This is a genomic window from Acinetobacter sp. ANC_7588, assembly GCF_056783995.1.
On the sequence record NZ_JBWYIU010000008.1, the window covers coordinates 118,320 to 140,077 of the forward strand.

Annotated in this window: 15 protein-coding genes and 2 tRNA genes; 7 read left to right on the forward strand and 10 right to left on the reverse strand. The window is 39.8% G+C overall.

Annotation, left to right across the window (positions count from 1 at the left end; all coding sequences use genetic code 11):
- The first annotated feature begins 332 nt into the window (after window positions 1-332).
- Window positions 333-1,559, forward strand: a complete 1,227-nt coding sequence (locus tag AC1M9J_RS09275) for a hypothetical protein (RefSeq protein WP_481952203.1) — start codon at window positions 333-335, stop codon at window positions 1,557-1,559.
- A 73-nt stretch (window positions 1,560-1,632) separates the two neighbouring features.
- Here the strand turns inward: AC1M9J_RS09275 and AC1M9J_RS09280 are convergent, their stop codons facing one another.
- From AC1M9J_RS09280 to AC1M9J_RS09290, 3 genes are all read right to left on the reverse strand, one after another.
- Window positions 1,633-3,042 (reverse strand): SLC13 family permease, encoded by a 1,410-nt coding sequence (locus AC1M9J_RS09280; protein ID WP_481952204.1) that lies wholly within the window; start codon window positions 3,040-3,042, stop codon window positions 1,633-1,635.
- Window positions 3,043-3,139: 97 nt separating this feature from the next.
- The gene (locus AC1M9J_RS09285) at window positions 3,140-3,922 is read right to left on the reverse strand and encodes a sulfite exporter TauE/SafE family protein (RefSeq protein WP_481952205.1); all 783 of its coding nucleotides are present in this window, start codon (window positions 3,920-3,922) and stop codon (window positions 3,140-3,142) included.
- A 147-nt stretch (window positions 3,923-4,069) separates the two neighbouring features.
- Window positions 4,070-4,333, reverse strand: coding sequence for a PspC domain-containing protein (locus tag AC1M9J_RS09290; RefSeq protein WP_179998741.1), 264 nt, complete (start codon window positions 4,331-4,333; stop codon window positions 4,070-4,072).
- A gap of 270 nt (window positions 4,334-4,603) precedes the next feature.
- Between AC1M9J_RS09290 and AC1M9J_RS09295 the strand changes: the two genes are divergently transcribed.
- Entirely contained in the window at window positions 4,604-5,215 is a 612-nt protein-coding gene (locus tag AC1M9J_RS09295; protein WP_481588637.1) for a hypothetical protein, read from the forward strand.
- Between the two features lie 91 nt (window positions 5,216-5,306).
- On the opposite strand, the gene AC1M9J_RS09300 is transcribed toward AC1M9J_RS09295, so the two are convergent.
- The 4 genes from AC1M9J_RS09300 to AC1M9J_RS09315 form a co-directional block, all read right to left on the reverse strand.
- A tRNA-Lys gene (locus AC1M9J_RS09300) sits at window positions 5,307-5,382 on the reverse strand.
- Between the two features lie 19 nt (window positions 5,383-5,401).
- Window positions 5,402-5,477 (reverse strand) — tRNA-Lys (locus AC1M9J_RS09305).
- Between the two features lie 130 nt (window positions 5,478-5,607).
- Window positions 5,608-7,449 carry a long-chain-acyl-CoA synthetase gene (locus AC1M9J_RS09310; protein ID WP_481952206.1) on the reverse strand — a complete coding sequence of 614 codons (1,842 nt, stop codon included), beginning with the start codon at window positions 7,447-7,449 and terminating at the stop codon, window positions 5,608-5,610.
- 205 nt (window positions 7,450-7,654) lie between these two features.
- The gene (locus AC1M9J_RS09315) at window positions 7,655-11,032 is read right to left on the reverse strand and encodes an Rne/Rng family ribonuclease (protein ID WP_481952213.1); all 3,378 of its coding nucleotides are present in this window, start codon (window positions 11,030-11,032) and stop codon (window positions 7,655-7,657) included.
- A gap of 67 nt (window positions 11,033-11,099) precedes the next feature.
- Here AC1M9J_RS09315 and AC1M9J_RS09320 point away from each other — a divergent pair, with 67 nt between their 5' ends.
- From AC1M9J_RS09320 to AC1M9J_RS09330, 3 genes are all read left to right on the forward strand, one after another.
- On the forward strand, window positions 11,100-11,237 hold the full coding sequence (locus AC1M9J_RS09320; protein ID WP_179998737.1) for a hypothetical protein: 138 nt from the start codon (window positions 11,100-11,102) through the stop codon (window positions 11,235-11,237).
- A 553-nt stretch (window positions 11,238-11,790) separates the two neighbouring features.
- The gene (locus tag AC1M9J_RS09325; protein ID WP_481952214.1) at window positions 11,791-12,756 is read left to right on the forward strand and encodes an RluA family pseudouridine synthase; all 966 of its coding nucleotides are present in this window, start codon (window positions 11,791-11,793) and stop codon (window positions 12,754-12,756) included.
- 126 nt (window positions 12,757-12,882) lie between these two features.
- Window positions 12,883-13,551 (forward strand): HAD family hydrolase, encoded by a 669-nt coding sequence (locus AC1M9J_RS09330; RefSeq protein ID WP_092766702.1) that lies wholly within the window; start codon window positions 12,883-12,885, stop codon window positions 13,549-13,551.
- A 43-nt stretch (window positions 13,552-13,594) separates the two neighbouring features.
- On the opposite strand, the gene hcaR is transcribed toward AC1M9J_RS09330, so the two are convergent.
- Window positions 13,595-14,500 (reverse strand): DNA-binding transcriptional regulator HcaR, encoded by a 906-nt coding sequence (gene hcaR / locus AC1M9J_RS09335; protein ID WP_092766703.1) that lies wholly within the window; start codon window positions 14,498-14,500, stop codon window positions 13,595-13,597.
- A 681-nt stretch (window positions 14,501-15,181) separates the two neighbouring features.
- On the opposite strand from hcaR, the gene AC1M9J_RS09340 reads away from it, so the two are divergent.
- On the forward strand, window positions 15,182-16,303 hold the full coding sequence (locus AC1M9J_RS09340; protein ID WP_481596202.1) for an MBL fold metallo-hydrolase: 1,122 nt from the start codon (window positions 15,182-15,184) through the stop codon (window positions 16,301-16,303).
- Window positions 16,304-16,348: 45 nt separating this feature from the next.
- Here the strand turns inward: AC1M9J_RS09340 and AC1M9J_RS09345 are convergent, their stop codons facing one another.
- Complete coding sequence (locus tag AC1M9J_RS09345) at window positions 16,349-17,869, reverse strand: catalase (protein WP_035264193.1); 1,521 nt, start codon at window positions 17,867-17,869, stop codon at window positions 16,349-16,351.
- A 426-nt stretch (window positions 17,870-18,295) separates the two neighbouring features.
- Window positions 18,296-20,533, reverse strand: coding sequence for a fatty acid desaturase (locus tag AC1M9J_RS09350; RefSeq protein ID WP_481952207.1), 2,238 nt, complete (start codon window positions 20,531-20,533; stop codon window positions 18,296-18,298).
- 110 nt (window positions 20,534-20,643) lie between these two features.
- Between AC1M9J_RS09350 and AC1M9J_RS09355 the strand changes: the two genes are divergently transcribed.
- Entirely contained in the window at window positions 20,644-21,660 is a 1,017-nt protein-coding gene (locus tag AC1M9J_RS09355) for an AraC family transcriptional regulator (RefSeq protein ID WP_481952208.1), read from the forward strand.
- The last annotated feature ends 98 nt before the right edge of the window (window positions 21,661-21,758 follow it).

Here is a 21,758-nt window from a genome sequence, read left to right on the forward strand (position 1 = left end):
TTAGAGAAAAATTGCGCTCAATTATAAGGACTTTAGCAGGGAGTGGCAAAGGTTAGTCCATAAATTTGTGCGGCCAACTCAATTGCTAAAAAGTTTGCATACTTGGAGCAGAACGACATTTGTAGTGTTCTTTCCTAGATGTCGAAGTTTTTAATCAGATGGCAGGAAATAAACCTCAGTTGATTTCATTTTTACTTTAACTTTTGGCGTCTCATTGGGAATATTCCATCGGAGATAATGAATAAATCTTTGAATCTCTGTATCACTATGTTATAAATGTTATGTTATAACATTTCAAATGTAATGTATTGTCATAATAAGAGATGATCTCCATGAAAAACCAATTACCAAAGATCAGCATTTTGCTTTCAGCTATTTTACTGACAGCATGTGGTGGTAGTGATAACAACAAATCAAATCAGAATAATCCGCCTGAAAAACCAACAACTGTGGTAAATCAAGAGGGGAGACTTTTGATCATCAATGATCAAGTCGATCGACCAGAATTGAGTTTATTCGATTTAGAACAGCAAAAAGTCATCGATATTAAACAACTGAAGACGATGCCATTTGCGTTACATAGCAGTCCAAGTACACGTTATGGCATCTTGATGGATCGAGTTGGTGGCACTGTTAATTTTTATGACAGCGGTTTAAGTGATAAGGGAACTGCTGCGCCTCAGTTATTGAACTTCCAACTCAATGGTGCTGCACCTACGCATTATCGGAATTTTAATGGGCAGGCTGCTATTTTTTATGATGGTAGCGAGACTGAAACATCAAAATTTGATGTATTTACAGATGCAGGAATCGCTTCAAAAAATGTGGCATCGCAAAAGCTGCCATTTAAACATCATGGCGTAGCTGAACCGTTGGGTGAGTATGTATTGAGTTCATATTCAGGATCAGGCGAAACATTAGCAAGTGTGGTGAGAAATTACGAACTGCATGGTGATCATTTCCATGGTCAAAATAATTTACAAAATACGTGTCCAGGTTTGCACGGTGCTTCATCGGTTAAAGGTTATAGTGCATTTGGCTGTGAAGATGGCGTATTGCTTGTCGAGCATGGTGTTGCAGGTCTTTTTAAAGACTCGAAGATTAAGTTGGACGTTCGTATTGGTACAGTCGTTGGCCAAGCTAATGCAAAAGAGCTAGTTGGATTGGCGTCCGCTACACCTGATTTATTCATTATCAATGGTGCAAATAAGCTGATTCAACAAATTCCATGGACTGAGAAAGATACCAATGTGAAACGTCTTCAGCAGACGTATAGCCAATCTGGCGATTATTTCGTGATACTCGATTCATTGGGGCAATTGGTGATTTTAGATACTGAGTCTTGGACAGTGAAACATCGTATTCAAGTGATTGAGCAAGGTTCAGAAGCAATCGCGAAGGCAGTGCTGATTGCGCATGGTCAGCAAGATCGTGTTTTCATCAATAATGTGGTGACGAAACAGATTCATGAGATTGATCTTAAATCCGCCAAGATTGAACGCAGTTTCAAGCTAGATGCCGTACCACAAAAATTCACTTGGTTGGGTGTTGCAAAATAAATAAAAGACTGGCTTTGAATCGACAAGAAAAAAGCACGATATCGTGCTTTTTTCTTTTTGAACATTTTTTAAATTAGCTAAAGAACCAATAGATAAATAGTGACACAATGAAAATACACATTATATTCAGGACGAATCCGACTTTCATCATTTCAGACTGTTGAATATGTCCGGTACCAAATACGATGGCATTTGGTGGTGTCGCAACAGGAAGCATAAATGCACAAGAAGCACCAATGCCGATCACAATAACTAAAATTTCCTTAGGCATGCCCATTTGATCTGCAATCGCTGCAAAGACTGGTACTAACAGTGCAGCAGATGCAGTGTTACTGGTGAATTCAGTCAAGAAGATAATGAACGTAGCAACGACGAAAATAATGAGGAGTGGGGAGGCATCACCAAAGGCATTGGCTAGGGTTTGACCAAGCACCAATGAACTGCCTGAATCTTTTAAAATTGCACTGAGGGTTAAACCACCGCCAAATAAAAATAAAACGCCCCAATCCGTATTTTCAGCGACTTGTTTCCATGTTGCAGTACCGATAATCACGACCAAGCATGCTGCTAACACAGCAATCCAGGTATCAGGTTGAGTGATACCAAAAGTATCGGTGAGCTTTTTACTGAAGATCCAAGCGATAGCTGTGCAGACAAACAATATCATTGTTGCAATTCGAGTGCCTGTCCAAGGGATATCTTCAGTCACAAATTGGACTTTATGGTTGAGCTTAGGTCTAAGTACCAGATAGAGACTCAAGAGCATGGCAGGTAAAATGAGCAGCATCATCGGTAAACCGATTTTCATCCAATCTGCAAAATCATAGTCTAAAGCCTTAGCCGCGATTGCATTTGGTGGAGAGCCAACCATGGTCCCTAAGCCACCAATACTTGCAGAATAGGCAATACCTAACAGGATAAAAACAAATGTTTTTCGATCTCGACTGACATCTAAATGTGAAAGTAAACCAAGGGCAAGTGGAAGCATCATTGCTGCAGTCGCCGTATTTGAAATCCACATAGATAAAAGTGCTGTTACAGCAAAAATCGCTATTACAGAGATGCCGAGATGACCACCAGACATAGAGATGATCCACATCGCAATTTTTTTATCGAGCTTTTGAATATGCAGCGCGGTCGCTAATGCGAAGCCACCAAAAAATAAAAAAATCACAGGATCTGCAAATGTAGCTAATGCCGCTTGTGTTGTGATTGGTATAAGCTCATCGCCTTTAGCCATAGGCATCGCGAGAAGAACCGCGAGTACGGGTACCAATAGGGCGGTAATCGTGATATGGATGGCCTCAGTCAGCCATAGAATGCCGATAAAGCAAAGTAATGCCAACCCTTTATTGGCGTTTTCATCATAGGGTAAGACTTGATAGAGCCCATAAGAAATAAAAGCGGCGATCAGTATCAACCCCCAACCTTTGATCAGCCCTTTTGGCATCATGTTGGTTGGGGTCGCGAGTTGTTCCGTCATATTCGCTCCTTTTGAATGTCGCTATAGGTTTTATAGTTGCATGTATTAAACTTCTTAATTCTGAAGAATGAATATCCTTATCACTTTTCAAAATATACTATTTAAACAATGAAATCGATTGTTCTAATAAATTATAGCTTTGCCACAGGGCTTGAATGCCGAGCAAAAGTAATAGGATCAATACTGTATTTTTAAAAAACTGTTGAGAGATATGTTGCCTGATCCATCCTCCGATCCATACCCCAAATATTGCAAAAACACAGATCAACATGACTAAAAGTTGTTGATGCTCATCAATATTGACCAAAATTGGGTAAAGTAGAAGGAGTTGTATCAATTTGCTGGCGATAAAGCTTAAATTACTCACGATCACAATATCGGTTTTACTCAGCTGACAGCTGAGTAAATACATTATTAGAAATGGTGCCATTGCATTGGTAGCACCACCGATAATGCCTGCTAACAGACCGAATATCAGCATATTGAGCATTGACGGGCTGACGGTGAATGAATGTTGTCGTAATTGATCAATCACATACAGTACCATCACCATGCCAAGTAAAAGCTTTAAATAACCTTCATTGAGCCACAATAAAAGTTTCACCCCAAGCAGACTGCCAACTAAGCTACTTAGAATAAGGGGGGAAAATCTTATGCTGTAGTGTTGAATGCTCTGACATATTGAATACTGAGGGTGGGCAGTTAACAGAATTAAATTTAAAATGAGGCAGGGAAGAATGACCAAAGTGACAGCGAGGCTGAGCGGGAGTTGAGTAGAGAGTACAGCGGTACTCATCATGGGAAAGCCGAAACCGCTCAGGCCATGTAATAATGCGGCCAGTGCGCATAGCCACAATACCATCCACTCCGACTGTGCCATTGATTGTCCATATTTATTGTTTTGTTCAAGTTAGCGCTATTTTGAGAAAGATGCAAAATGAGAATAAAAAAAACACGATAATTGGGGGAAATTATCGTGTTGAAAAACTCACCCGAGGTTGTGTGGGTGATTGAGGGTAAACTCAAGTTAAAGCGGAGATCTGTCCTGATGTACAGTGCGCATTGGACGATCATAAGTATTTGAATGTTCGTGCTGAACTTTATTTTTTGGCATCACTAACCAAAGCACTAAGTACACTAAAATTCCTGGAAATGCAGCGCTCATCACTGACACTAGAACAAAAATAATTCGTAATAAATTCGCATTCCAACCAAAACGTTCAGCAATACCGCCCATCACACCAGCAATCATGTTAGAGCGGTTTGAGCGATATAAACCAACATTGGCCATTGAGTTCTCCTTTAGAACCTAAAATAGTCATGAAATAGACTTCGCAATTTTTCTTTAACGTTTGTCTATACATTTTATATGGAGAATAATTTTTAGTTTTAAAGGAGATTATTCAAAAAATATCGTAATTTTATGTAATGAAAAAGATAAAACCTTGATGTGGTATAGGTTCTGCATAAATAGTCAGATCAGTCTAATACTTGTATACCCCTATTTTATAAGGATAATATTTTTATACATCGCAATTTATGAAATGGCTCAAGATATAAAATGATGAATTTAAATTTTAAAGTTCATTCAATCTCAATGTTCAGCATTATCGCCATCATGAATATTGCACTTGCGGCATGTAGCCAGAATGAATCGCCACATATTGAACACATCAACCAAATTCAGGAGTCGCATACACCTGAGTCTTCTAACTCATTAACGAATGTCGCAGGTAAGGCACGGCCTCCAGTTCAAGAGAATGCGGATACAACACCGCAGTCTGTTGCTAAAGAATGGCAGAAATTTGTAGGTCGCTACCAAACCACCATGCAATGTGATGATGGCTTTGCTCGTTGTGATAAGGGTGAAGCTGAGTTTATTATCAATTTATTGGCTGATGGCACAGCTCATCGTATTTTTATGCATCGTGGTAAGGTTGAATTTACAACGCAACGTCAATATCGCCAAGATCGTTGGTTGTATGATCCGCATCACCATCAAATCATTATTTTGAGAGAGAGTGGGGTTCAGTTTTTTTACGATTTGGATGAGCAGGGTAATATGGTCATGGATCTTGATAAAATTGCCAATGCAACGGAAGTGAACCAAACTTTCTTTAAAGACAATCCGCTTCCGTCACGTGCATATACTTTGCAACGTCAAAAGCTTTGAAGATATAAGAATTGATCCTCTATGAGGGTAGCTTGTATTATATTGCAGGCAATAAAAAAGCCTTTCAAGATGAAAGGCTTTTTTAAGAATCTGGTGGGTCGTCCGCGACTCGAACGCGGGACCAACGGATTAAAAGTCCGCTGCTCTACCAACTGAGCTAACGACCCATAGGGGTTTCAAAATAAGTGGTGGGTCGTCCGCGACTCGAACGCGGGACCAACGGATTAAAAGTCCGCTGCTCTACCAACTGAGCTAACGACCCATCTCGTTTTGATGTTGCGTATTTTAGCAAGTTATTTGAGTAGCGCAAGTAAAAAATATAAAACTTTGTTACGTTTGGCTAGAAATGACACAATTTCGTGTTTTCTAGCCAAAAAACAATCGATTTTAGCTTAAAAACGATATTTATACTGTTCAATATTTTTCAGAATCTCTTCATTTAAATCGCAATATGCATCTTCATTTGGTAATAAAACCAAAATACGATCTGAAGTTTTGTCTGGAAAATAAGCTTCTTCCTTTAACTTACTCTTTTGATATTTAAATGTTCCTGTAGTTTCGAGTGTTTTCTGTACACGTAAGAACACTGGAACTGCATAGCTAGGCAAAGACTTCTTAAAGAACTGAGCCATATCGGATAAATCTTGCTCATTTAGTTCAGCACCTTCTGCTAAAGTGATGGCTGCCATACCTGCACGACCGTTAGTATTTGGAATCTCAACGCCGTATACCACTGCTTCTGTGATCTTTTCATAATCACTACAAATATTTTCAACCTCAGTTGTAGAGACATTCTCACCTTTCCAGCGGAAGGTATCACCGAGACGGTCAACAAATTGAGCATGGCGGCACCCGATATCTCGCACAAGGTCACCCGTGATGAAATAAGAATCTCCTTTGGTAAAAACATCATGCATGATCGAGGATTTATTCTTTTCTGGATCGGTATAACCATCAAATGGCGAGCGATTGGTAATTTTACCAATCAATAAGCCTGTTTCACCTTTTTTGACTTTAATACAATGACCTTTTGCATCGCGAATAGGAGCTTCTTTTTCCTTGTCATATTGGATAATGGCATAAGGAATAGGAGAGAAACCTACGGTGTTGTCGAAGTTTAAAATATTGGAAAAGCCGACATTGCCTTCACTTGAAGCATAAAGTTCGAGTACTTCTTCAATGCCAAAGCGATTTTTAAATTTATCCCAAATATTTGGACGCATGCCGTTACCAATCATCTTGGTGACGCGATGATTGCGATCTTGGTGTGATTCAGGTGCATCTAGAAGATAGCGACATAGCTCACCAACATAACCAATTGCTGATGCATTAAATTTTTGAACATCTTTCCAAAAAGAAGAGGTTGAGAACTTACGACGAATCGCTAGTGTCGAACTACCAGCAATTACACCACACCAGCACACTACCATGCCTGTAGCATGATAAAGCGGTAAAGTGACATACATAACGTCATCTTTATTTAGATTGAGGACATGACCATATGTGCCATACGCTAACATCCAACGACTATTGGTAAAGACTACGGCTTTTGGTAAACCTGTTGTGCCAGACGTATAGATGTAGAATAATCCGTCAGCACCAGTCACCTTATGTGTTTCAGCTAGATTATCTTTAGATTCAGATAAAATTTCTTGTGCAAGATTATGATAGCCTTCAGGTGCTTGACCAGCATTTTGGCGTGTATTTTGATCAGCCAGCCAATAGAGCTTATCTTTTGCGACAGTCAGTTGTTCGCGTACTTCATCTACAGCTTCACGGCATTCTTCACCGACAATTACGCCGATTGGTTTAACCAAATTAATACTATGGGTAAGTACCTTACCTGTTTGAGACGTATTGACGAGCGCTGAAACAACCCCAATTTTTGCAAGACCAATGACGGTGGCAATAAGTTCACTACGGTTTTCAACAATAACCGCAATCACATCACCTTTTTTTGCACCCTTAGTGATGTAGTAGTGTGCAATTTGGTTTGCCCAATCATTTAGTTGTTGGTAGGTATATTTCTGATCTTCACATAACAGCGCAATACCTTGAGGATTTTTTTGCGCTGCACGCTCAAAAGCGAGGGCAAGACCTGCTGGCGTTTTAGGAGTACGTAAATAAGCCTGTTTGAGCCCGACAAGAATATTTGGCAACTTCGTGACCAAATGTGGGAGTCGTGCTGCTACGTCTTTGATTCCAATGAGATCGTTTTGATAAGTCTGGCTCATACTGGTCCTATTTTTTGTGATATTCCGTTTAGTCTTTAATTTTTCGCAAGTTTTTTACTTGGTTTTGTCACTGAATATCTTATCCATTTTGAAAAATTGATCAATTCTGAACAGGATTTTTCAGTCAAAACTTTAAAGACCATAACAAAAAAACCTAGCCACCGTAATGACTAGGTTTGTCAAAAGCTAATGTAGTTTAAGCAAATTACTCAGCTGATGGGGTTGCTTTTTTTGGTGGGCGACCACGAGGGCGACGCGGACGAACAGGTTTGTCTTCTTCCTGCTGTTCTGCATCATCCTTATCTGCTTCAGCTTGTGCAGATTTATCCTCAGCACTTACGGCAACTTCCGCCACTTCAACTTTCGCAGTTTCTGCTTCTGTAGACGCAACTTCAGTTGATTCTGAAGATTTTTCTTCAGGTTGCTGTTGTGAAGAAGTTTGAACTTTTTCTTCAGTCTTCACTTCAGATTGAGTCACTTCAGCTGTCTGTGTTGCTGTTTCTTGATGTGCAACTTCAGATGTTGCATCAGCTGCTTGTGGAGCATCCGTAACAGGTGCTTCAACTTTCACGGCTTCTTGTGCTGCAACTTCTTCAAGGCGCGCTTGTTTTGCTTGCTCTGCTGCAAGTTTTGCAAGACGACGACGCTCACGTGGATCGTTTGCAACACGCTTATCAGACACTGGTTTTGGAGGTGTTAAGTCCAACACAGGTGCAGGCTCTTTTTCAGCTGGAGCTTGTTGAACAGCGACATCACGTGTTACTGGTTTTTTCTCAGTAGCAGGTTCAGCAGATTGAGTATTTAAACTCGCTGCATACTGTTCAGTGAACTTTTGCAATGCGCGATTGAAGGTTGGAATTAATCCAAACTGCTCAATCAATACAGAGCAATCCGCACCATAAACATGTTGAATTAAGCTTAAAACCGTATGTTGTGCTAAAGCTGGCACTTGTGAAGGGCGAAGCTTCGGCGCATCTGATTTTGCTTTCTGGTCATGTTGATGCTTGTTACGACGACGTTGACGTGGGTCGTTACTTGCACGTTGTGGTGCTTGTTGAGGTTTAACCTCAGCTTCAATGACAGGTTCATCAACCGTAATTTCCACTTGAGGTGCTGACACTTCAGCGTCTGTCACAACAGGTGCTGGAGCAGTTGCTACAGGTGCTGCTACTTCAGGCGTTAATGCAACAATCTCACTTTGTGCTTGATCAACATTAACCACTAACGCTGTTTTAAGCTCATCATTACGAGGTACATCAATTAAATCAACTTTAACTTGAGCTTCTGGAGCAACAGGTGCTGAAGATTGCTCTTGATTTAATACACTTTGATCGCGGTGACGATTTGGACGTTGTGGACGTTGTGCATTACGGTCTCGACGTGGCACAGCTTGTTCAGTTTGTGCTTCGAAAGCTGTCTCGTTTTGTTGAGGGCGCTTTTGATGACGTTTCTGATCACGCTGTTCTTGGCGTTGCTCATGACGGTTTTCATTGCGTGACTCATGACGATTGTCTTGACGTTGTTCATGGCGAGGTGCCTGTACAACTTCTTCAATCACATGTTGATCTGCGTTAACTTCGCGTGTGTCACGTTGCTTATTGCGATTTTTCTTGTTATGACGTTGTGGACGCTCGTCTTTTTCAGCTTGACGTTCTTGGTCGCGTGTATCATTTTTCGCAACAGGCGTATGTGAAATATACGCATTTGTTTCAAGTGGTGCAGATGCTTCAATTGCCACAGGTGTTACAGGTGCAATTTGACCGAATTGCCCACGACTTACGGCACCACCGTTCACCATTTGTTCAATTGCAGCCGCTGCAGAGTTAGCCGTACGCGATTGATCAATCGTACTTGCTTGTTTTTGAACAAACAGATTTTCTAACCATGCGCATGGGCTAGTTGCTGGAGCAGCTACTGCTGGGGCAGTTTTTTGCGCTACCGCAGGTTGTGTAGCATTTTGGTTATTTTTATGACGCTTATTGCCTTTTTCCTGCGTTACAGGGGCATGCGTATGTGGAGCTGCATGCTCTTCTTCTAAGTGCCATTCTGAAGACTCATAACCCAACTCTTTTTCACTTGAACGAGTCGCTTCAGTACGTTCATAGCTGGTTGGTGCAAAGCCTTCAGGATTATACGAGATTTCGTAATGTGGCGTTTCTAAATGCGGGTGTGGGAGTACAGTCACACGTACATTTGAAGTTTGCTCCAAATATACGAGGCTATGACGTTTTTCATTGAGAAGGAATGCTGCAATTTCAACAGGAACTTCTACTTGAACTTCACCTTGACGCTCACGAAGTGCAATTTCTTCAACTTTACGCATGATTGAAAGTGAAAGAGAACGCAAGTCACGAACCATACCTGTGCCATGACAACGTGGACATACATAGCCAGTCGCTTCTTCTAAAGAAGGGCGTAAACGTTGGCGACTCATTTCCATTAAGCCGAAACGAGACAATTGACCGAACTGGATACGTGCACGATCACTTTGAGTTGATTCACGCAGTTTCGCTTCAACCATACGTTGATTGCGTTCTTTGGTCATATCAATGAAGTCAATCACGACCAGACCACCGATATCACGTAAGCGAAGTTGGCGAGCGATCTCTTCTGCTGCTTCTAAGTTAGTACTAAGCGCAGTTTCCTCTACATCGTGACCACGAGTAGATTTTGCAGAGTTAATATCGATCGAAACCAATGCTTCTGTTTGGTCAATGACAATTGAACCACCAGAAGGAAGCTTAACTTCACGCTCGTAAGCTGTTTGAATTTGACTTTCGATACCAAAATGAGCAAATAAAGGCTCATTCAAAGTATATGTTTTTAACTTGTCTAATTGGTTCGGCATCACGGCTTTAACAAAGTTATAGGCTTCGTTATAAGCTTGTTCAGAATCAATTAAAATTTCTGCAACATCATCACGTAAATAGTCGCGAATTGCACGAGTAACTACACCAGCTTCCTGATGAACCAACATTGGAGACGGGCCAGAATTTGCTGTACTTTGGATGCGTGCCCAAAGATCGAGAAGGTGCTGAAGATCAAGTTGAAGCTCTTCTTGTGAGCGACCAATCCCTGCAGTACGTACAATCACGCTCATACCACGAGGTACATTTAAAGAGGCCAACATTTCTTTCAATTCTTCACGAACTGAACCAGAAATTTGACGACTAATACCACCACCTTTCGGGTTGTTTGGCATTAAGACCAAGTAACGACCCGCAAGGGAAATGAAAGTTGAGAGAGCAGCGCCTTTGTTGCCACGTTCCTCTTTTTCAACTTGAACTAAAAGCTCAGTACCTTCAGTGATTAACTCACGAATGTTTGAAGTTTGACGAGGGTCAGCTTTGTAATATGAGTTTGCGATTTCACGCATTGAAAGAAAGCCTTGACGGCCTGCACCATATTCTACAAAAACAGCTTCAAGAGATGGCTCAACGCGAGTCACATGACCTTTGTAGATATTGGCTTTCTTTTGTTCACGAGTACGATTTTCTAAATCGAAATCGTAAAGACGGTGACCAGTGATGAGTGCAACGCGAACTTCTTCGGCATGTGTTGCATTGATCAACATACGTTTCATGGGTGTAACACCTAATAGTGATACACAAGCAAAAACATCGCGATTTACGTAGCGAACATCAACCCGCATGGATCAATTCCTAGATCACCATAATCAGTTTGATCTAAGTGTATTACCGGCCTTTATTGATGGGCTTCGGTATTTTGATTCACGTATTGATGATGGCAATACGGCTTTAATCCTGTCACTGATTAAAGAAGCCTGAACATTCACTGGCGGACTAACGGTGCATTGGATGTTCGTTACTTTCACTGTCACATTGCTCGAAGATCATCTCTTCAATTTTTTGATAGAGTGTCTTGATACGGAATTATCGTCGTATCTTTACAAATTGTGCAGATCCAATGCATCTAACGTTATAGCCTGAATGAGAAATCAGGTTGCGACTATTCTGATGTGTATCAGTTAACGTTTAAAAACCAACATAATTGTTGGCGACATATTTTTTTAAACAAACTGATTTATGTGCAAAAGCACAATTAAACGCAACAGTTTGTCTTTTTGCCGATATAATAAGCCTTCGGCGTTGGCATATTCTTTTGGGACCATTCCGAGTTTATGCTAAACAAAAATTTAGTTTGAATTTCAAAATTTTGAAATCTCTAAACAAATGTTCACTTACGGCGGTATCCGTGCGCTGACTATAGCAAACCTTAGATCATCTGCCTATGGGCTACACAGACATTTCTAGTCAATTGGGTAGTCTAAATGATCAGTTTTTAATCGAATTTAGTATTTTTTTAGGTCAACGTAACTGTATGAATTCTACGCAAGAATGGCAAAGCGTCACTTGGTTTGAAGTGGATGAGCACCAATTGGGGCAACGCATCGACAATTTTCTATTCGCTCGTCTTAAAGGAGTACCGAAAAGTCGAATCTATCGTTTAATTCGTGAAGGTCAGGTGCGGGTCAACAAAAAGCGTGTGAAAGCGGAAACCAAATTAAATATTGGTGATCAAATCCGTGTTGCACCGATTCGTTATGAACAAAAAGATGAATCTCAAGCTCCAGTATCAGACAAAGTCGCGCAGGGCTTGTTAAGCCGTGTGGTTTATGAAGATGAAGGTCTTTTAGTGGTGAACAAACCTTCTGGGATTGCGGTGCACGGTGGAAGTGGTGTGGCGTATGGCTTAATTGAAGGCTTACGCGCAGCGACAGAGAAAAAATATTTAGAACTGATCCATCGTATTGACCGAGATACTTCAGGCTTGGTGATGATTTCTAAAAAGCGTAGCGTATTAAAAACACTTCAAGATATGCTTCGTGAACACAAGATTCAAAAAACTTATGCTGCTGTGGTGAAAGGCCAAGTAACACTAGATTCCCAATTAATCGATGCACCATTACATCGCTATGAGTTAGCCAATGGTGAACGTCGAGTGCGTGTATCTAAAGAAGGAAAGCCTTCAAAAACCCAATGGAAGGTAGCAGAACGCTTTATGCATGCATCACTCGTGTATGCATCACCGCTTTCTGGTCGTACACATCAAATTCGCGTACATGGACTCAGTATTGGTCATCCCTTGGTGGGTGATGAAAAGTACGGGCATGAGACGGAATATCGTGGACCTAAACCACGTCGTTTATGTTTACACGCAATGCGCTTAGAGATTCCTGGATATCCAGTAATTGAAGCACCATTGCCTGAGGATATGCAAAGCCTGGTTGCACAACTTCGCGCACAAAAAGCGGATAAACCTGTAGTGCAGTCTCAACAAGACTGATTGCGTCTCAGTGGTTGTGTAAGGATTGAATCATTGTGTCATGACGAGGTCATGCAACGATGAGATCTTAATATGTCAATATGATATTTAAATGGCATCTACCCGATCAAAATTAGGATACAAAATATGACATCAGCGGTAAAACTCATTATTTTTGATTGGGATGGCACCTTATTTGATTCAGTGGGTCAAATTGTTGAAAGTTTAAAATTTGCCGCCAAACAATTTAATCAACCTTTGACTGATGAGGATGCTAAAAGCATTATTGGCTTAGGATTACCTGAAGTAGCGCAGGTTTTATTTCCTCAGGTTCCTGATTTACACGAGGCAATTTTACAGTCTTATTCAGCGCATTATGTTGAGCACTCGAAACATGATCGTTGGTTTGATGGTGTGGCTGAAATGTTGCATGATCTCAAAGAGTCAGGTATTCATTTGGCTGTTGCGACAGGAAAAAGTCGTAAGGGGCTAGATCGAGTACTGGGGCAAACTCAGAGTGTGAGTTTGTTTTCAGCGACACGTGCAGCCAGTGAAACAAAATCAAAACCAGATCCGTTGATGTTGGCTGAAATTTTAGCCGAAACTGGTTTTAATGCAGATCAAGCGATAATGGTAGGAGATACTTCATACGATCTTGAAATGGCATTGAATATTCGTATGCCAAGTGTAGGGGTGACGTATGGCGTTCATGTACCTGAGGTACTACAGCAATATCATCCACTTGCGGTCGTGGATTCCATTGATGAATTACATCAACTTTTAAAAAATTTGATTAATCAGTCAGTTGCTTGCTAAATCACATCGATAAAAAACCCGCTCAATTCAGCGGGTTTTTTATTCACGTTGAACTTTGATTAAAGTCTAAATAAAAGACTTTTGAAAGTAACTCCATAAATTTTTGCACAGCAATACCAGTGGCATTCTTGCGATAACTTACAAAGAGATCAAGCGAAGGTAGCTCTACATCGAGTGGACGAGTCACACTATTTTCCAAGAGAAGTGGCATAATATAGCCAGGAAGAATCGTACACCCTAAGCCAATACCAATAGAGTTAATGTTAAACAAGATATTGTCAGCTTTTTGAACAATTTTAAAAGAAACGCCATTTTGTTCAGCAAAGCCTAAAATGGTGTCATGCAGGGTCTTAGATTGCTCATCTGAAGGGATCACAAAATCAATGCCATCAAGCGCTTTTACAGGAATACGATCGTACTTTGCCAAAGGGTGATCTTTAGGCAGAATAAAAACTAAAGGCTCACGGAGTACAAAGCGACTCTCGATCTCTTCAGAATCTAAACGTTGACGAGTAAAAGTAATGTCCAATTCACCTTTCTTTATGCCTTTGAATTGCTCAATATTATTTAAGCTTTGTAATTCAATTTTTAATTCGGGATTTTGAACACGTAAGTTAGGTAATACATAAGGAAAGATTTTCATTTCTGCAACTGGCACAAAACCAATGCGTAGCATTTTTTGTTTTGCTTTAGACACTTGGCGCGCCATATTAATTGCTTTTTCTGCTTGAGCAATGGTGAGTCTCGCCTGTTCCAGAAACACAGCGCCTTCTTCGGTCAATTCAACTTTTCGTTTGGTTCGATTTAGTAAACGCACACCAACATCTTCTTCTAAATCTTTGATTTGTTGGCTGAGTGAAGGCTGTGCTGTGTAGAGCTTAAGTGCAGCTTTGCTAAAATTAAGCTCTTCTGCAACTGTAATAAAATAGCGCAAATGCCGTAATTCCATATAGCCTTCCAGAGAATAATCTAAAAAATGTCTTAATGTTGCTAAAGATGAGTATAAGTGAAATTGATCAATAAGTAGATGTATTTTGGTATTTAGTTAGTGAATGAAGCATTTTTTTGTATTTTAAAATTTACATGCATTTAATTTCTTACTTAGATAGAAATTTTAGATTTCAAGATCGAACTCTCATCGTGAATGAGTGACTGATTTGTATAGGTTTAGAAAAGATTGTATCTATTAAAGTTGAAACCAATTGTTTCGGCTTTAAGTCTATGAAAAATAATAATGTAGAGAAAAGTACGTTGAAGCTTTGGGAGATCAGTTGTTCAGCGTTAAGTCACATCCTAAACAAAATTTAACTTCCTCTATTTAAGATTTCTGTGGGTGATTAAAAAAACATCAAAAATCAGAAAAAAACAACAAAATCATAAACAAAAAGAAAGTCTGAGTTGTATATGATGAATAATAGAGGGATGATTGGTGTTCTATTTCACAATTTATTGATGAAATTATAACCACTTCATGGGAATTGAGATTGATGTTGTCTTAAATGAAACACGAACAGTGTATCTTTTAAAAACATAATTTAAAAATGCGAATAGATGATGAACATAATCTATTTATATAACTGAATAATCAACTATTTCAAAATCGCTTCGGTTTAAGGTGCTTACATTTATTATGTCTAATTTGACTGATATTCCAACGACGACTTCGAGTAATCCAGAGTCTACACTTGTTGTTGGACGGAAGCCGCAAGATTCTAATCTGCACTATCAACTAAAGACTGAAGATTGTATTCGGCATGTGTGGTTTAAACCAAAACTTAAATTGGTTTCACTGGATCACCATAATGGGCAAAGATTCGTTAATCAGGAACCACGTCCTGCACAGCTCAACCAATGGAATTTATATAAATGGTTGATGGCTCGTAAAAGCTTTACCTGGCAAGGTGATTTCGCGAAAGAGCAACAGGACTTTATTCAAACCAAACGTGCTAAGCCTGAGGCTCGTCCGCATGCAGATTTAGAAGATTGGCAAGTATGGTTTGTTGGTCATGCTACGGTTTTAATTCAAATTGGTCCATATAACTTCTTAACCGACCCTGTATGGGCGGATTATGTAAGCCCAAAGCACGGGAGTGGACCGAAACGTGTTATCCCTGCAGGGATTGCACTTGAAGATTTACCACAGATTCACGCAGTATTACTCAGTCATAATCACTATGATCATATGGATTTAGCGAGTTTGAATTGGCTACATCAAAAATTTGCTATGCCGATCTATACAGGTCTAGGAAATGCAGCCTATTTGCCGAAAGCATTTCATGTGATTGAGATGGATTGGTGGCAGTCTGCCTTATTCAAAGATTTTAAAATTGTCTACACGCCTGCCCAACATGGTTCTGGTCGAGGGCTTCGTGATCAAAACCTTGCATTATGGGGTGGTTTTTCAATTTTATCTGAGCATAGTCATTGTTACTTTGCTGGTGATACAGGCTATGCACAACATTTTAAAGAGATTCACCAGCGCTTAGGTGCACCAAGGATTGCTTTACTGCCAATCGGTGCATATGAACCAAGAGTATTGATGCAATATCTACATATGAATCCTGCTGATGCATTCCAAGCACATAAAGATTTACACGCAAAACGTTCATTAGCTATTCACTATCGTACTTTTCAGTTAACAGATGAAGATCGGAATCAACCTGAGTTGGATCTGCACCAAGCGATGAAAAATGCATCTAAATTTATCAGTCCATTTTATTGTATTCGGGAAGGTAAAAAACTAATTGTTTGAATAAAAAAACCGCTGATAACAGCGGTTTTTTTATGGAGATATTAATTAAAGTAGGCCAGGATTTCCTTGTGCTGGGTCAGTTGCACGTGCAGCCTGTGCATCAGCTACAGTCATGCCTAATGCTTTTGCAACACCCTCGCCATATGCTGGGTCACAAGCATAGCAGTTACGAATATGACGATACTTAATGAAATCTAATGCATCGCCCATTGCTGCGGCTGTATTGTCAAATAAAGCCTGTTTTTGCTGATCATTCATGAGATTGAATAATGCGCGTGGTTGACTGAAATAGTCATTGTCATCTTCGCGGTAATCCCAGAAATCTGCCGCACCAGAAATTTTTAATGGTGGCTCTTTATATTGTGGCTGTTCCTGCCATTGGCTGAAACTATTTGGTTCATAGTGTGGCAAAGCACCATAGTTACCATCAGTACGACCTTGACCATCGCGACGGTTTGAGTGAACAGGGCAACGCGGTGCATTCACTGGAATTTGATAATGGTTAACACCAACACGGTAGCGTGCAGCATCTGCATAGTTGAACAGACGTGCTTGAAGCATACGGTCAGGTGAGAAGCTGATGCCTGGCACTAAGTTACTTGGAGCAAAGGCAGCTTGTTCTACGTCTTGGAAGTAGTTTTCAGGGTTACGATTAAGTTCGAATTCACCGACTTCGATCAAAGGATAGTCCCCTTTAGGCCATACTTTGGTTAAGTCAAATGGGTGATATGGAACTTTCTCTGCATCTAACTCAGGCATGATTTGGACGTACATTTTCCATTTCGGGAAATCACCACGTTCAATCGCATCAAATAAGTCAGTTTGAGAACTTTCGCGATCTTTCGCAATAATCGCTTCAGCTTCTGCATCAGTTAAATTCTTAATGCCTTGTTGCGTGCGCATATGGAATTTAACCCAGAAGCGTTCGTTGTTGGCATTAATGAAACTGAAGGTATGGCTACCAAAACCATGCATGTGACGGTAACCATCTGGGATACCTCGGTCTGACATGACAATCGTCACTTGATGTAATGCTTCTGGAAGTAAAGTCCAAAAATCCCAGTTGTTGGTTGCACTACGTTTGTTGGTTTTAGGATCGCGTTTAACTGCTTTGTTTAAGTCAGGGAACTTACGCGCATCACGTAAGAAGAAAACTGGAGTGTTATTACCTACTAAATCCCAGTTACCTTCTTCAGTGTAGAATTTCATTGCGAAACCGCGGATATCACGTTCAGCATCTGCTGCACCACGTTCGCCAGCAACTGTAGAGAAGCGCACAAAAATATCGGTTTTTTTACCGATTTCAGAGAATAATTTAGCGCGAGTATATTGCGTAATATCATGGGTAACAGTGAAGGTACCAAATGCCCCAGAACCTTTCGCGTGCATACGACGCTCAGGAATCACTTCACGAACGAAGTTGCCTAATTTTTCATTCAGCCATAAATCTTGTGCAAGTAAAGGACCACGTGCACCTGCTGTCATACTGTTTTGGTTGTCTACTACAGGAGCACCAGCATCAGTTGTTAAGTGGGTGACAGGACATTTTTTTGAGTCATCGCTCATATTCATTCTCCATTTATAATATATGCCTTTCTTGATGGTTGGCTGAGCATTCACTTTTATAAGTTCTAGCGCCTCCAATATCAGAGACATGAACCGTTTTGTTCGATCATTCTAAAGCAACATTGTGACAAGAATGTGTGTTTTATTGAGTTTACAAATTCATCATAAATCATGATGCGTTCAATTGGAGTGTTTAATTTGTAAATAAAATTCCAATTACCCTCATATAAATTAAGGGTTTATTTGAATATTCACCAATAGAATATTTGGTTCAAGTTAAAAGGATTTAACGATGATTTACAGTAAGGTTTTGGTTGTGTAATTTTTGGATATGAATCATAAGTTTGGTTGTTTAAGTGTTTGAATCATACTGTCATGAAGCATTGCATGATTACTTCATGACGGCGATTAACTTAAGAATCTTTGTTAAACATCAAGCACAATGATTGGTGAGCGAGCCACAGTGTTGCATAGGGTAATGCGATGTTGAATAGTGGATGAATTAACTTCTAATTGAGTTTGACCTTCCAATTTAGTGCATACACAGGCTTTGCATAAACCTTGTCGACAACCGCTTGGCAGTTTTAGTCCAGCCCAACGCGCGGCTTCAAGTAAAGTGACATTCCCTTCAATATCGATACTTTTATTACTTTTTTTGAAAATCACTCGACGTGTAACACCATCAGACTCAAAACTGAGAGGAGCAGGTTTAAAATTTTCTGTGTGAAATGCTGCTGCTTTAACGCCTGCTTGAATAAGTTGTTGGCGAGCAGAATCGATTAATGCTTGAGGGGCGCAGGCATATACGTGTTGGCATTTAAAATCTCGAATATAAGGTTGGAAAATTTCAAGACTAAAACGTCCTTGTCGTAAATCAGATGTCGACTCGTTCTGAACTTTGGAGCAGATGAAGTGAACATTCAAATTCGAATGCCCCGCGATTTGACGAATCTCATTTTCAAACAAAATAGAGTTTTCATCGTGGTTAAAGTAAAACAAATGAGCTTCAGCTTTACTTTCGATACGCTGATATTTTCTTAACATACTTAAAATTGGTGTAATACCGACTCCTGCTGCGATAAAGATTAACTTCGGCGGGAGGGTGTCTAAAACAAAATCAGGTGTAGATTGTGGTGGACTTACAATCGTCACCTCTGTATTTACAGGAACATGATCATGAATATAGTGAGAAACGATGCCCGCAGGTGTACGTTTCACTGCTATTTCAAAATAGCCATCTGCGCTTTGGCTTTCATGCAATAAGCTGTATTGACGAATATAAGTTTGCCCATTTATTTCAAAGCTTAATGAAATAAATGCACCTGCCTGCCATTTTAAATGTTCCCAGCCTTGAGGCTTGCTCATTTTGAGTGTTTTGACTTGACCATTAAGCTGTATTTCGACTTGTATAACTTTTGCCGACGCATTATAGAACTGTGGCTTGTGTAAATATGTCATGGTTGAGGGTGGCTGATATTGAATTCCTCGTTTGATACGTTTTAATAATTCTTTTGGTCGAATGAGTAATTTGAAAGGGTTATTTTTTTCTTGATTACCAAAAGGTAGAGTCCTTTTAATGAGGCTGAGCGGTATCGCTGGAATCAGCTTTTCCATGGGTGAATTGTGATAAGGCAAATGATATTTTTCACAAATACTACGTACTACAGCTTTGATTTGTCTTTGACGATTACATGCTAAATCTGGAAATAAATGATGCTCAAGATGTGTATCTAATCCGCCATAAAAGATTTCAAATGGAGGTGGATTTGGATACGGGACCTCATCATCAAGGATTTTTTTGAGAAACTGATCCAGCGGTGCATATGGGATAAAATTGGTGGTACTTTTAATCTGTCGTATGAAATATTCTTCTTGCGTCTCATCAGGTCCAGGATCTGAATAAAGCTCCAAATTTTCAGCGTGATGTTCTAAGAAGAGGATATGAAGTAAAAAACCATAGCCTATCGTTGTTGTAAGATAATTTCCGATAAAAACAGGTAATTTTTTTGACCATTTTGCAGCAACTGGTGCTTCAATAAACTGTTTTTGAACATGATCTTTTATGAGACGAAATGATTGAGTAAAGGTTTCTTTGGAAAGGATTTTTCGACCTTCTGTACGTGCTGCTGATGTGGCTGTATAGAGTGTGAAATAGTAGGATGGAGTGATCATCAGCGCACTGTAAATCAGCAATTGAACACTGTGATGCCCATACCAGCTTTGACCTGCCAAGCTTCTTAAAAAGGAATACCCTAAATCATGATCTTTGCCAACGATGTTGGTAAATGGATGATGATTTTGATGATGCATGACGCGCCATTCACGAGGATCAGTCACAAAGTCCCATACCCAGCGTTCTGAGTGAAACTCGGTTGCTTGGGGGAGGTGATCATAACTTCCGTGCATGATGTTATGACCGAGCTCTGAAAATTCGAGTAGGGTGTGTAAACAACCCAGAATAATGCCCCGTCCCCAAGATTCTAAACTTACACATTCACGAATAAGTTGATCACTGCGTAATTTTATAGCCTTTGAATATGCAGCAACATTTCGAATATGATCAATATCTTGGTCGTTCATCTCGGCTTTGGTTTTTTGATATAACGCCGTGAGTTCATTGACCAGGCTTTGCTGTTCCTCAGCAAGATTGGTATACATGTTCATAAAAAATTCCATTTTCTTTTTTTATGAATATAAGAGATTGAATTCACTTGTAGAATGATAATTAAACAGTTAAATTTGACATTAGATGACAAATAAAAACGCGAATAATGATGCTTAATTCATGGAAGTTTTTAAGGGAAGCGAATACAGCTCGGGTACTATGTCATGTTGCTGAAAACTACGGTATTACTTTTGAGCAATCCCTAGAAAATACACAACTGACGAAACAGGATCTTTATCGAGAAAATTTTGAAATCCAAGAGCGAAATGAATTACAGATCATTAGAAATATTCTGAATCTAATCTCTGATGAACATCCCATTGCGCTGGAAGCTGGGCTTCGACATCACACCACCACATTAGGGGCTTGGGGATTTGCAATTTTAAGTAGTGCCAATGTCAGAGAAGCGTTGTTGATTGCGATACGTTATCTGAAATTAGGCGCAATTTTTTCTGATGTGGCCTTGCAAGAAGATGGTGAATTTACTCATTTGAATTTATTCCATCATGATCTAAGTGTTGATATGCAATTATTTATTTTAGAAAGAGATATTGCCACGATCATCACACTTCAAAATGATATTCTTGGTGCTCAATTACCCTTTCAGATAGATTTAGCGATGACCAAGCCTTGCTATGCAAACCAGATAGAAGGCTTAACAGGCTATCCTATTTTTTATGATAAACCACAAAGTCGAATCACGATTCAATCTGAATTGTTGCTTACCCCATTGCGTCAAGCTGATGACTTCACTTTTATGCGTTATCAAAAAGAGTGTGAGCATGTATTTCGACGCCGAAAAAGCTTAGGGGACTATAGTAAAAAAATACGTGAGTTTTTATTAAAAAATGCATCCCAAATGCCGACGATTGAAGATATATCGAAAGCTTTAGCTGTCAATATTCGTACCATTCAGCGCAATTTAGCCAATGAAGGGATTACATTTCACCAATTGGTTAAAAATTTACGTGAGGATTTGGCAGATGATTTATTGCTGGGTACTGATCTCACAATAGATCAAATTTCTGAACGGTTGGGTTATGCGGAAGTATCTGTTTTTTCTAGAGCATTCAAGCGCTGTAAGGGTATGCCACCAGCAAAATATCGAAAGATGATGCAACAATAGCAGAACACAATACTGAGATCATATTAAGACGTTAATAAAAATTTAATGACAATTCAGGTCATCATTTGCACTAGATAATCTACTTTCAAAAGCTATAC